The organism is Chloroflexus sp. (assembly GCF_034435895.1).
Lineage (GTDB): Bacteria > Chloroflexota > Chloroflexia > Chloroflexales > Chloroflexaceae > Chloroflexus.
The window spans coordinates 1-11,712 of record NZ_DAOTWH010000315.1; the positions used below are offsets into that span (position 1 = coordinate 1).

The window sequence follows — 11,712 nt, forward strand, 5'->3', positions numbered from 1 at the left end:
CTGTCGCCAGCAGCAGCAGCCGTCGTTGGGTCGAAGGGTGGCTGCGACGGCTCGATGTGTACCACGCCTTTGCAACGGTTGTGACTGCCGATGATGTGGTCGCCACCAAACCGGCGCCCGATCTGTTTCTGACCGCCGCGGCCCGGCTGGGCCTGCCTCCAGCCGCTTGCCTCGTGCTGGAAGACTCACCGAACGGCATCCGCGCCGCCCGCGCCGCCGGCTGCCCGGTAGTTGCCATCCCCGGCGCAATTTCGGGGCAAGTGCCCTTGCCTCCCGCCGATCTCACCCTGCCGAGCCTTGCCCATACCAGCCTCGCCGCGCTGCGCCAGCGGTTTGGGTAGATCGCTGGCCCAGAGCGGGTTGTTAGAAAGACGGCAAGGGCGGGTTTAAAACCCGCCCTTGCACCCTACCCATGAGTGGTGATTGCATTGCTTCGCGGCTGGACATCGGCAGCTCAAGCGGGCCGTTGGCTTGCACCCGCACCCATGAGTGGTGATTGCGTTGCTACCGCTTCACACTATGGCAACGGCCCGACCTGCGGCGGCCAGCCGCGGGCCACATAATCACTCATTGTTATCACAAATAGAATGATCAACCAGATAAACGAACCGGCAGCGTAGATTTGCGTCATCCGGCTGCTGATCTTGACGTGCATAAAATAGAGCACGATCAATACCGTCTTAGCAATCGCGATTGACATCGCAATCGTCACCGCTAACCATCCCGGCATCTCAAGCAGGTTCTTCTCAGCCCACCATGCGGCGACGGTCAACACCATCAGCACCATCAGCGCCGCAAAGACCCGGTAATAGGTTCCCCGCGAAATATGGGTATGCTTCTCGCCGTGGTGATGCGCATGAGCATGTGCATGCTGTTCAGCCATCGCGCCCTCCTAAACCAGATAGAACAGTGGGAAGAGAAACACCCAGATAATGTCGATCAAGTGCCAATAGAGACCGCCAATCTCAACCGGCGTGAAGTAGGTGGGCGAGAAGCGATCACGCAAGGCCATCACCAAGATCGTTGTCATCACCCCCGAACCGATGATCATGTGGATCGCGTGCAAGCCGGTTGCACTGAAGTAGAGCGAGAAAAAGAGCTGGTGACCAGATTGCATAGTTGCCGTCTTGGTCGCTCCGTGCCCGCTGCTCACTGTGCCATGCTCATCGGGGAAATGGAACCCGCGCCCCGGCACCAAACACTCGTGGCTTTCGTGCAGGTCGCGACCAGCGATCCAACTAATCGGATCCTTGGCGCCGGCGCAGTGAGCAAACTTCTCACTGTACTCATACCCCTTAATCACAAGGAAGCTCAAACCCAGCACGATTGTCAGCACTAGCATCGTGATCAGGCGCCGCTTCTTCCCCTCTTCAGCGGCATTCACCGCCAACGCCACCGTCAACGAACTCACCAGCAGCACCACCGTATTGACGGTAGCGAGCGGCGTATTCAGCAGCGCCGCCGATTCTTCCCACGCCTCTGGGAAAGCCCAGCGGTAAGCGATGTAGGCCATAAAGATGCCGCCGAAGAGCATGATTTCGGTGACGAGGAAGGCCCACATGCCTAAGGTGGCCGCCTCTTTCTGCTGCTCCGGCGTCTCGAACTGGTGTTGCAGTTCGGGGCCGTGCGTATGCGCATGCGCTTCTTCGTGTGTGATGGTTGCCAACGCTCTCTCCTCTGCGTCCAATGACGATGTATGTTCTCTGCCCAAATGACACATGTATGCGAATCCGGAGCGACGTTGCGCGAGAACGTCGCTCCCATTCCACTGCTAGCGATTTACAAGGGCGAGCCGGGCCGCCACGCTGCCGCATCGCGCTCAGCCGCTTCCGGCGGATAGGCATACGCTTCTTCGGTCACAATCGGCGTCTTGTCGAAATTGAACGTCGGCGGTGGCGAGGAAGTCTTCCATTCAAGCCCGGTCGCGCCCCACGGATTATCGCCAGCAATCGCCCCCTTGCGCAACGAGATGGCAAGGTAGATCAGCGGCACGATGAAGCCGATCGCCAAAATACTTGCTCCCGCCGTGCTCATCACATGCAAGATTTGGAACTCTGGCGGGTAGACATGATAGCGGCGCGGCATACCCAGATAACCGAGGATGAACTGCGGGAAGAAGGTCATGTTAAAGCCCACGAAGATAATGAGCGCCGCAATGCCGCCCCACGTCTCGTTATACATCCGGCCAGTCATCTTGGGCCACCAGAAATGAATGCCACCCAAATACGCCATAATCGTGCCGCCGACCATCACGTAGTGGAAGTGGGCCACCACAAAGTAGGTATCGGTCACGTGCAGGTCAACCGCAGTCACCCCAAGGAAGATGCCGGTCAGCCCGCCGATCACGAACAGGCCGATAAAGCCAAGCGCGTAGAGCATCGGCGTGCGATAGCTAATCGAACCCTTATAGAGCGTTGCCGTCCAGTTAAACACCTTAATCGCCGACGGGATCGCCACCAGCATCGTAATGAACGAGAAGACCAAGCCGGCGTAGACCGACTGGCTGCTCACGAACATGTGGTGCCCCCAGACGAGGAATCCCAAGATAGCAATAGCAATGCTCGAGAAGGCGATAAACTCGTAGCCGAAAATGCGCTTGCGCGAGAAGGTGCTGATCAGTTCGCTAATCACACCCATCGCCGGCAAGATCATGATGTAGACCGCCGGGTGCGAATAGAACCAGAAGAGATGCTGGAAGAGCAGCGGGTCGCCGCCAAGCGCGGGGTCATAAATCCCCACGCCCCACAACCGCTCGACCACGACTAGCAGCAGCGCAATCCCCAACACCGGCGTCGCCAGAATCTGAATGATGCTGGTCGCGTAGTTGGCCCAAATAAAGAGCGGCAACCGGAACCACGTCAAGCCGGGGGCGCGCATCTTGTGGATGGTGACGATAAAGTTGATACCGGTCAAAATGGATGAAAAGCCCATAATGAACGCGCCGGTGATCGTCATCACCACATTCGAATTAGAGTAGGTCGAGCTAAATGGCGTATAGAACGTCCAGCCAGTATCGACGCCGCCAAAGACGGCCGCAATCAGGGCAAAGATGCCGCCGATCATGTACAGATACCAGCTCAGCAGATTCAGGCGCGGGAAGGCCAGATCGCGCGCGCCGAGCATCAGGGGCACCAAAAAGTTGCCCAACACCGCCGGGATCGACGGAATCAGGAAGAAGAAGACCATGATCACGCCGTGCAAGGTGAAGGCCCGGTTGTAGACATCCGACGACATCAGATCGCCTTGCGGCGTGATCAACTCGACTCGCACCAGCGTTGCGGCCAACCCGCCGAGCAGGAAAAAGAAGTTGATCGCCAGCAGGTAAAGAATTGCAATCCGCTTGTGATCGACTGTCAACAGCCACGACTTCAACCAATCGATGAAGGTGCGCGAGTTGTCACGAATATAGCTGCTCTGTGGAAGCGAAAGCGTGCTCATAGGCTAGTTCCCCGTGTCGACAAGCGACTTGATATAGGCAATCAGTTGGTTGAGCTGGTCTTCGGAAATCTGCCCCTGATACGACGGCATCACTGCGGGATAACCGGCCACAATCTTCGCGTTCGGATTGAGGATCGATTCCCGCAGATAATTCTCATCGGCCACCACCGTCGAACCGTCGGCTATCTTCTCATTTGCGCCGTAGAGGCCCTGCAAGCTTGGCCCGACGCTGCCGCCAGCCATCGCGTGGCAGCCAAGACAGCCGAGGCTGGTGAACAGGCGCGCGCCGGCAGCCGCCATCGGATCGCCGATCGCTGGCGCAACCACCGGCTGGCCGGTATCGATCGTTCCGTCGGGCAACACCACCGGGCCGGGAGTCGCCAGCCAGCGCTCGTAATCGGCCAGCGGCAACGCCACCACCCGCCCGATCATCAGCGAGTGCTCGGTGCCGCAATACTCGGCGCAGAAGAGGTGATACTCGCCGGGTTTGGTCGCTTCAAACCACATGATCGTGTAGCGTCCGGGCAGCACATCTTGCTTGACGCGGAAGGCCGGCACATAGAAGCTATGAATAACATCTTGCGAAGTCATGATTAACTTCACCGGTTGGCCAACTGGAACGTGCAACTCGTTATTCTCACGTTTGCCATTCGGATGTTGCACGTGCCACATCCACTGCTTGCCGATTACATAGACATCAAGCGTGCGGGTTGGCGGCGTACGCATCTGCACATAGAGAAACGCGCCCCAGAAGAAGACTACCATCACCAACGCCAGCGGGATCAGCGTCCACGTCAGCTCTAGTTTCAAATTGGAGTCAACTGGATTGCTGCGATCAACCTTCTGGCTGCGATGATAGCGAACGATCAGATAGAGAATGACAAACGGCAGCACCCCGGCGAAGATCAGGCTCAGGGCCACTAGAAAGAAGTAGAGTTGGTCAACCTGTGACGCAAAGGTTGACGCCTGATCGGGAAACAACGGAAAATCGCGCATACCTCGTCCTATCTGGGGGCGAAACTGCCCCGCTCGCTACTACCGCTAGGCCGGCGCCGCCTCACGCGGCGGCGGCAAATTGCCGCCGGGAGTCGAGCGGCTTAACATGACAATCATTGTGATAATCCCAATGACCGTGAGCGCCCCGGCGATGCGCAAGATGGTCATAATCGCCGGCGTATAGCTGCCAGAGGCTGGGTCATACTGGTAGCAGAGCAACAAGAACTGGTCAATCGGATTGCCCACCTTGCCGGCTGAAGCCTCGACGATGCCTAACCGCACATCCGACCCGTTAAACTCAATCCCAAAGAAATAGCGCGCGGTTTTGCCTTCCGGCGTCAGCACCACCATCCCGGCAGCGTGGGCATATTGATCGATCGTCTCGTCGTAGAAATACTTGAACCCAATCGCGTCTGCTACCCGCCGGATCTGCTCTTCGCTGCCGGTCAGAAAGTGCCAACCATGCTCAGCACCGGGGCGAGCATAGCGCTGCACTGTCAACGTCTTCACGTTCGCCGCTAGCATCGGCGTTTCAAGTGGATCAATGCTAATATTCACCACCTGAAAATCACGCCCTGCCGTGAGCGTCACCTGTTGCAGCGCCGCCAACACCCCTTCGCGCACAAACGAGCAGAGCATCGGGCATTCGTAGTAGCTCATCACCAGAATGACCGGCTGGCCAGCGGTAAAAAACTGGCCGAGCCGCACCTCACCCCCCCGCTCGTCAATAAAGATGGCATCGAGCGGCACCTGCGCCCCCATCCGCTGCTCAAAACCGACGTTATCGGATGGATTCGTCTTACCACCCTGCGCCAGCGCCGTCGCCGGCGCTAGCAGCAGAACCGCGAGCCACCCCATCAGTGCGAACGAAAACCAGAGTCTCATACTTCCTGCTCTCTAGTGATGCAGCGGGCTATTTCACCGCATCCAACCCATGTTCGAGCAAGAGTTCCATTGCCCGCTCGATCGGAATATGCGCCTTTCCGGCCCGCTCATTGACCCAACCATAACTTTCGAGCCGCTCAGTCGCTTCGGCAATGATCCGATCACCGTCAACCCGGGGATTTTGCTCAAGCCGTGGCGCCGGAGGCAATTGCAGTTGCGTCATCTCGTCATTCAAGAGGGTATTGCTCTGATCGGCCACCGGCCCCACCCAAACCACCAACAACACCATCGCCAGCACAAACGCCAACACCATGGTGACGACAACCATGATGCCCCCCCAAATCACCGGCTGGGTGCGTGCGTCGCTCACTTCGTGATTGAGCGCCAAGCTCTCGGCAGAAGGGCCTTCACTATGCGCATGCGCGTGACTCATGATAAATCTCCTCTAGCGGTGGCACACGAAGCAGTTGGTCAACTGGCCATCGGTTGGAATTTGGTACTCTACTACCAAGCGCTGCCGCTCGGCTAACGATAGCGAGTTGACATCCCACTCCATATTGAAGACCTCTTCACGCGGGCGAATGTAATCTTCCGGCGCGCGATGGCAGCCCAAACACCATCCCATATAGAGCGGTTGGGCTTTGGCCGCTAACTGCTGCTGGTCAATCCGGCCATGGCACGAGCTACAGCCAATCCCTTTCGCCACATGCACCGAATGGTTGAAATAGACAAAATCGGGCAGATCGTAAATCCGGTTCCACACCACCGGCTCGCCGGTCTGATAGCTGGCGCGCACCACCTCTAGCAACGGGCTCGTCGTCCACACTTGCGAGTGGCACGACATACAGGTCTCGGTCGCCGGGAAACCGGCCGTTGCCGCCTTCTCGACGGTCGCGTGGCAATAGCGACAATCGATCTTCAGCTCGCTAACGTGATGCTTATGGCTAAACGGCACCGGCTGGGCCGGGGCAATCCCGACATCGGTATACCACGGCGAGAGATAAAACCCGACTAGGGCAGCAACGATGCCGACCACCAGCATCACAAGGCCGAACAGGCTGGCCAGAAAGATCGCGTTGGCATTCCGCGGAAAGATTTGGGCAGACATAGGTTGCGTCTCTCGCTCTCTAGCCTAGCGGCCGGCTCTCACTTGTTGCAGCTCAGCCTCGGTCAACAAGGCGACATCGGCATTCTGGCTCAATTGCAGGGCGCGCACATACGCGGCAATGGCCCAGCGATCTTCAGGTGGGATACGCGAGGCATAGCTATACATCTTACCGATGCCGTTCGTAATCACATCAAAGAAATAGCCGATCTGCACTGTGCGCAACCGGTCGTTATGCAGACTCGTCACCGTCATTGGGCCGCGATAGGCAATTACCCCATTCCCATCACCCACCAAACCGTGACACGGCGCGCAGAAGGCGTTGTAACGCGATTGGCCATGGGCCAGCAGGGCAGCATCGAGCTTGATTTCTGGCGGCAATTGATCGGCCAACTGCCCTTCGATCCGCCCGGTCATCAACGGCGAATTGGGATTGTAGCTATTCAACGGCACCGTATTGGCCGGCGGCGGCTGCATGGCCCGGCCATCAGGGAAGAACGAACTTACATCGTTCGGCTTATATTTCGGCTGGTCGTACATATCAACGTGACAGGCGACCAGCAGCAGACAGAGCGGCAGCCACGCCAGCCGCGCAATACGGGTAAAGATCGATCTGCGAACAGATTGCACCATACGCCACTACTCATTTCTAGCGCCGGCCACACCAAGCCGGCCTGCTGCTACCCTTCGCCATGGCCGCCCGCAAGCGCTTCATCAGGATTACGCACCCGGGCCAGATAGCTCGTGCGCGGCTTAAGATTCAGCTCATCGAAGACGGTATAGTTATGCGGCTGCTGCTTAAGCTGGGCAACCCGGCTATTGGGATCGTTGATATTGCCGAAGATGATCGCCTCAGTCGGGCAGACCTGCTGGCAAGCCGTGACAACCTCGCCATCGCGAATGGAGCGGTTGCCTTCCACTTTGGCCCTGATCCGCGCTGCGCTGATCCGCTGCACGCAGTAGCTGCACTTCTCCATCACACCCCGGTTACGCACCGTCACTTCCGGGTTACGCATCAGCTTCAGGCTCTCGCTGGTCAGGTCGCTGTACTGCAAGAAGTTAAACCGGCGCACCTTGAAGGGGCAGTTGTTCGAGCAGTATTTGGTACCGACACAGCGGTTGTAAACCATATTGTTGATGCCTTCGGCGTCATGCACCGTCGCCGCAACTGGGCAGACCAATTCGCACGGCGCCTGCTCGCATTGGGCGCAGGTCATCGGCATCATGTAGGCTTCGGGGTTGTCGAGATCGCTCCCGGCATAATAGCGGTCGATCCGGATCCAGTGCATCTCGCGGCCACGCGCCACTTCCTCTTTGCCGACGATAGGGATATTGTTTTCGGCTTGGCAGGCGATCACGCAGGCATTGCAGCCGATACACGCCGAGAGATCGATCACCATGCCCCACTGGTTGCCGGTGCTGTAATCAAACCCCGGCAGCAGCGACTGGTACTTTGGCTTCTGCTCAGGCGAACCGTATTTCTCGGTGTAGACCTCTTTGGCAATGTACTTGGGGTCTTCCTTAAAGCGGGCAAATTCCCCGGCCCGCACCACATCCCGCCCTTCCAGCGTCCAGTGATCTTGGGTGCTGACCAGCAGATAGCGCTCGTTCACAGCGGTTGCGCTCACACCGGCCACTAGCCATGGATTGGCGCTCTGGCGCAGGCGATAGACATTGAACCCAGCGCCTTCCGCCACCCGCCCGCCATGGGTGCGGCCATACCCCAGCGTCACCGTAATCGTATCGTCGGCATGGCCGGGCACGATCCAGATCGGTAGCCGCAACGTCCCCACTGGGGTATTCACATCAATCATGCGGCCATTCTCGCCAGACAACCGCTCAAGCGCCTGCTCGCGCGCGCGACCGGGGGCGGCAAGGCTGGCCGGGTCAAAAGGGAGATTCAGCAAGCGAATGGCAGTACGCGGACTGACCAGCGCAGCGTTATCCCACGTCAGCTTGGTCATCGGGCGGGGCAGCTCTTGCAGCCAACCGTTATTGGCAAAGCGGCCATCCCAGATCGCCGGATCGGGACGGAAGATCAGCTCAAGGCCAGCCGAAGGCGCCGGCGCTTGCAGACGCAGACCGGGTTGCAAGGTCACAGCCACCGGCGCGAAGCGCGAACCATCGATCACGCCAGCGCTGAGCGCCCGCTTAAAGAAATCGTCGAACGCGGCGCTCTCAAGCCCGGTTTGCTGCTGCCAATAACCACGTACAATATCGTAATCGGTCGTGCCGATCGACCCATTCAACACCGCCAACAGTTCATGAGCAGTGCGCGCGCCATAGAGCGGCATAATCAGCGGCTGAATAATACTGGCCGTCCCATCATAGGCGCGCGCGTCCGACCACGACTCGAGCGGATGGGCCAGCGGAATAAACCACGTCGCCAGCGCCGCCGTTTCGTCTTCGTAGGGATTAAGCACGACAACCTGCTTGGCCAGCCGCATCGCCTCGGCAAACCCAAGATCGGACGGGGCGGTAAAGGCTGGGTTGCTATCAATAATCACCAGCAACTCAACGCTACCGGCGCGCAAATCGTTGACCAAGGCAGCCAAATCTTGCGGATCAGACGGCTGAGCAACCGGCTCGGTATACTCAACGGTCGTACCGACCGCGCCAAGCTGCACATTGATCGCGTGGGCAATCGCATGCACCACCGGCGGCTGGGCTTCGCCCACCACCACCATCGCCCGATTGCCGGCGCGGCGCAGATCAGCGGCGACGGCGGCCACCCACTGCTGCTGTGCCTCGTTGAGGCCAGTGGCCGGCGCAACAGCCGCCACCCCCAACTCGTTGGCCACCGCCGCGGCCAGTTGGCCAATCAAACCGGCCTGCACCGCCAGCCGGTGATCGGCCAGCGCGCCAGTCGGCGAAAAGAGCGGTTCGGCGACGTACAACCGGCTCATTGATTCGATTTTGGCGCGGACGCGGCGGCGCTGCATCAGATCGCGAGCGTAGCGCACGCGCCCCGGCCCCTCGCTGACGAAATCGGCATCGAACGCCACAACCACATCCGCCTCGGCGAAATTGTAGCGCGGCTCGTAGGGTGCGCCGAAGGCCAATGCGGTGCCTGCATAGGTATTGCTGCGCCCGACTGGATCGTATTGCACCCAACGCGCCGCCGGGAAATTCGTCAGCAACTCGGCAATCTGAGCCCGCAAGGTTGGCGAGGTGATGGTCGGCGTCAGCAACCGCATCCCTTGACCTTGCAAGGCGCGCTGCACCTGCAACGTCTCGGTAATAGCGGTGACAAAGCTCTGCCACGTGCTCAGCAGGCCGCTCCGGCGCACGGTTTCAGGCCGGTCGGGATCGTACAACGCCAACAACTCAGCTTGGGCAAAGACATCGGTTGCGCCAAGACTAGCCGGATGGACCGGGTTGCCTTCGATCTTGGTGGGGCGGCCCTCATGGCTCTTGACCGTCACCCCCAGCGCGAAGCCATCGAGTGTCACGGCGGTGGCGTAATAGTTGGGAATACCGGGGATCTGATCGCGCGGCGCGCGCGCGAAGGGGGCCACCTTCTCTTGCGGTTGCTTGATGGCAAACGTACAACCCGACAAACCGGCAAGCGCCAGCGATGCCCCCATCAGCTTGAGGAAGGTGCGGCGCGACACCGGATCGGCCAGCTCGCTCGCGCCCTGTGGAAATTCGCGCGCGACCAACTCACGGAAGGCAGGGGTGTCGACCAATTGGTCGAGCGAACGCCAGAACTGCTTGCCGCGCGCCTGTTGCAATTGGGCGCGCACAGCCTCGATCTCAGGCGCGGCAGGGTGAAGATTGATCTCACTCATTGGCGTGGCCAGACTAGATACGGGGCGGATCCAATAACCCGCACGCAAACTTGTGAATTTGGGCACATTTTATCGCGTTCGATTATAGCAGAAGATGAGCTAGTCAATGCTGCCCGCTTGATACATCTTTCGTCTAAGTTTGGTACCTGTCAGGAATAGATGCGACAACCCGAACGACTCAAGACAGCCTAGGCTCAAACCGCTACTGCTACGCATCCCATGCCAGTCTTAACAAGCGATAGATTGGAAGGATACCGCACGAACACGAAAGTGACACAGATGGCCGTCAAACAGCTTCTGGCAGACCAACATTTCACCTGTGGGCATCCGTGTTCACCTCATCAACCGGCATTCACGCGATACTTGTGCCAATTGGTGCAATTTATAGTAGCATAGGTTGAAGGAAACCCGCAACATGAACAAGCCCTGTGCAGAACTTACGTGGCTGCACAGGGCTGTTAGAAATCGCTTATTGCAATTGTCAGGCAGGGGTTTCAACTTTTCGATACGCGGCATCGAGCAATTCGATAATATACCGCACCTCGACCTGCTTGCCGCGCCGGCGCAGTTCGCCGGCCAATTGCAATGCACAACCGGGGTTCGCCGTAGCAATAACCTCGGCCCCGGTGGTCAGCGCATTGTCGATCTTGCGCGCGCCAAGGCTCATCGCCATCTCAGGCTGGGTGACGTTGTAGATGCCAGCGCTGCCACAGCACAACGACGACTCAGGCATCTCTTTCAAGGTCAAGCCGGGGATGGCCGTTAGCAATGCCCGTGGTTGGGCGCTGATGCGCTGGGCATGGACAAGGTGGCACGGCTCTTGATAGGTGACGGTGAGATCAAGCCGGCCCAAAGCGGCGCGGTTTAACTCGATACCGGCCAGAAATTCATGCACATCCTTAACTTTGGCGCTGAACCGTTCAGCCCGCTCGCGCCACGCCGGATCGTTGTGCAAGAGGTGGCCGTACTCTTTGAGCGTGCTGCCGCAACCGGCGGCATTGACAATAATCGCGTCCACTCCCAAGCCTTCAAAGGCCGCAATGTTCCGCCGGGCCAGCTCGCGCCCGCCGTCAAGATCGCCGCCGTGCGTATGTAGTGCGCCACAGCAGCCTTGATCAGGCGGAATGATCACTTCACAGCCATTCTTTCGTAACACCCGAATAGTAGCCTCGTGGACATGCGCGAATGCCGTGCTCATAATGCAACCGGTGAGCAGCGCGACACTGTAGCGCCGTTCGCCTTCCGCCGACAAAATCTGCCCCTGCGGCACGCTGAAGCGGTCGCTGATCGGCGGCAGCATCGCTTCGGTATCGGCCAACCCCAACAGCTTGAGGAGGCCGCTCTTGCGGGCCAGCCACTGCGCGCCGCTGCGCTGGTAGAGGCGCATCATAGCCGAAAAGAGGCGGAAGACCTCCATCCGCTTAAACAACACCCCAAAGACGGCGCCACGCAGAGCGCGCTGCCAGAGCGGGCGCGGCGGCAGTTTTGGCGCCGGCG

General features: G+C 59.0%; 11 protein-coding genes. 1 reads left to right on the forward strand and 10 read right to left on the reverse strand.

The genetic code is table 11. The annotated features are described in order from the left end of the window. Window positions 1-341, forward strand: a 341-nt coding sequence (locus U9R81_RS17550) for an HAD-IA family hydrolase (RefSeq protein ID WP_322496716.1), incomplete at its 5' end; no start/stop codon positions are given. Window positions 342-517: 176 nt separating this feature from the next. Here the strand turns inward: U9R81_RS17550 and U9R81_RS17555 are convergent. From U9R81_RS17555 to U9R81_RS17600, 10 genes are all read right to left on the reverse strand, one after another. Beyond that, on the reverse strand, window positions 518-883 hold the full coding sequence (locus tag U9R81_RS17555) for a cytochrome C oxidase subunit IV family protein (RefSeq protein WP_322496717.1): 366 nt from the start codon (window positions 881-883) through the stop codon (window positions 518-520). Window positions 884-892: 9 nt separating this feature from the next. Then, a complete protein-coding gene (locus U9R81_RS17560; protein WP_322496718.1) occupies window positions 893-1,666 on the reverse strand; it encodes a cytochrome c oxidase subunit 3 family protein in 774 nt (257 codons plus the stop codon). 113 nt (window positions 1,667-1,779) lie between these two features. Further along, on the reverse strand, window positions 1,780-3,438 hold the full coding sequence (gene ctaD, locus U9R81_RS17565; protein WP_322496719.1) for a cytochrome c oxidase subunit I: 1,659 nt from the start codon (window positions 3,436-3,438) through the stop codon (window positions 1,780-1,782). Window positions 3,439-3,441: 3 nt separating this feature from the next. After that, the gene (gene coxB / locus U9R81_RS17570) at window positions 3,442-4,434 is read right to left on the reverse strand and encodes a cytochrome c oxidase subunit II (protein WP_322496720.1); all 993 of its coding nucleotides are present in this window, start codon (window positions 4,432-4,434) and stop codon (window positions 3,442-3,444) included. Window positions 4,435-4,479: 45 nt separating this feature from the next. Next, window positions 4,480-5,319: an SCO family protein gene (locus U9R81_RS17575; RefSeq protein ID WP_322496721.1), complete on the reverse strand. Its 840-nt coding sequence runs from the start codon at window positions 5,317-5,319 to the stop codon at window positions 4,480-4,482. Window positions 5,320-5,347: 28 nt separating this feature from the next. Next, window positions 5,348-5,752: a hypothetical protein gene (locus tag U9R81_RS17580; RefSeq protein ID WP_322496722.1), complete on the reverse strand. Its 405-nt coding sequence runs from the start codon at window positions 5,750-5,752 to the stop codon at window positions 5,348-5,350. A gap of 12 nt (window positions 5,753-5,764) precedes the next feature. Next, window positions 5,765-6,427, reverse strand: a complete 663-nt coding sequence (locus tag U9R81_RS17585; RefSeq protein WP_322496723.1) for a cytochrome c3 family protein — start codon at window positions 6,425-6,427, stop codon at window positions 5,765-5,767. A 24-nt stretch (window positions 6,428-6,451) separates the two neighbouring features. Next, window positions 6,452-7,057 (reverse strand): cytochrome c, encoded by a 606-nt coding sequence (locus U9R81_RS17590; RefSeq protein WP_322496724.1) that lies wholly within the window; start codon window positions 7,055-7,057, stop codon window positions 6,452-6,454. A 47-nt stretch (window positions 7,058-7,104) separates the two neighbouring features. Then, a complete protein-coding gene (locus tag U9R81_RS17595; protein ID WP_322496725.1) occupies window positions 7,105-10,215 on the reverse strand; it encodes a TAT-variant-translocated molybdopterin oxidoreductase in 3,111 nt (1,036 codons plus the stop codon). Between the two features lie 481 nt (window positions 10,216-10,696). Continuing rightward, window positions 10,697-11,712, reverse strand: a 1,016-nt coding sequence (locus U9R81_RS17600; protein WP_322496726.1) for a (Fe-S)-binding protein, incomplete at its 5' end; no start/stop codon positions are given.